1 protein-coding gene is annotated in these 1,271 nt (G+C 78.0%); it reads left to right on the top strand.

Annotated elements, in window-relative coordinates; translation table 11 throughout:
• Nucleotides 1-103: 103 nt before the first annotated feature.
• Entirely contained in the window at nucleotides 104-1,153 is a 1,050-nt protein-coding gene (locus ACFV4F_RS19190) for a family 2 encapsulin nanocompartment cargo protein polyprenyl transferase (protein WP_380503865.1), read from the top strand.
• Nucleotides 1,154-1,271: the final 118 nt, after the last annotated feature.

The following is a 1,271-nucleotide window of genomic DNA, read 5'->3' as shown; positions in this document are numbered from 1 at the left end:
TCTGTGTATCGCCCCCGGCCCCCCGCCCCGCGCCGCGCGGGCCCCCCCCCCCGCGCGCGGGGCCCCCCCCCTTCTCACGACAGGTCATCAGGGGGAGGAACCCATGACGAGCCCCACGCTGGAGCGGGACCACCGGGAGGGCCACGAGGCCGAGGACGTGCTCGTCCGGGCCCGCGGTCTGGTCGACCCGGTCCTGCGGGCCGCCGTCGACTCGCTGCCGGGCGCGATGCGCAAGGTCGCCGGCTACCACTTCGGCTGGTGGGAGGCGGACGGCTCGCCCTCCGCGTCGCCCTCCGGCAAGGCGATCCGCCCGGCCATGGTCCTCGCCGCCGCCCAGGCCCTCGGCGGCGACCCGGCCGCGGCCACCGCCGCCGCGGCGGCCGTCGAGCTGGTGCACAACTTCACCCTGCTCCACGACGACGTCATCGACCGCGACGAGACCCGCCGCCACCGCCCCACCGCCTGGCGGGTGTTCGGCACCACCGAGGCGATCCTGGCCGGCGACGCGATGCACTCGCTGGCGCTGCGGCTGCTGGCCGAGGACACCCACCCGGCCGCCCGGTCCGCCGTCCGCCGGCTCACCGACTGCGTGGTCGAGCTGTGCGAGGGCCAGCAGATCGACTGCGCCTTCGAGCAGCGGGACGACGTCTCGCTCGCCGAGTGCCTCGCGATGGCCGAGGCGAAGACGGGCGCCCTGCTGGGCGCGTCCTGCGCGATGGGCGCGGAGTACGGCGGCGCGTCCGAGCGGGCGGCGAAGGCGATGGACGGCTTCGGGCGGGAGATCGGTCTGGCGTTCCAGCTGATCGACGACCTGATCGGCATCTGGGGCGACCCGGCCGTCACCGGCAAGCCGGTCGGGGCGGACCTGGTGGCGCGGAAGAAGTCGCTGCCGGTGGTCGCGGCGCTCGGCTCGGGCACGCCCGACGGCGCCCGGCTCGCCGAGCTGTACACGCTGGAACGGCAGCTCAGTGCCGAGGAGTTGGCGCTCTGCGCCGCGGCCGTCGAGGGCGCGGGCGGGCGCGGCTGGGCACAGGGTGCGTCCTGCGAGCGGATGGCCGCCGCGATGGACCTGCTGGCCGCGGCCGTGCCCGAGCCGGCCCGGACGGACGAACTGCTCGCGCTGGCCGAGCTGGTGACGCGCCGCACCCACTGACCGCGCGGGGGAGGGGGGGGGGGGGGGGGGGGCGGGGCGGCCCCGCCCCCCCCCCCCCCACGAGCGAGACAGGGGGGCGGCCCGCCACCCACAGCGCCACCCCCCCCCCGCCGCGCGG

This window comes from Kitasatospora sp. NPDC059722 (assembly GCF_042733235.1).
In the GTDB taxonomy this organism is placed as follows: domain Bacteria; phylum Actinomycetota; class Actinomycetes; order Streptomycetales; family Streptomycetaceae; genus Kitasatospora.
Note: the sequence above shows the minus strand (reverse complement) of the source record. Positions and strands in the feature narration are given on the sequence as shown.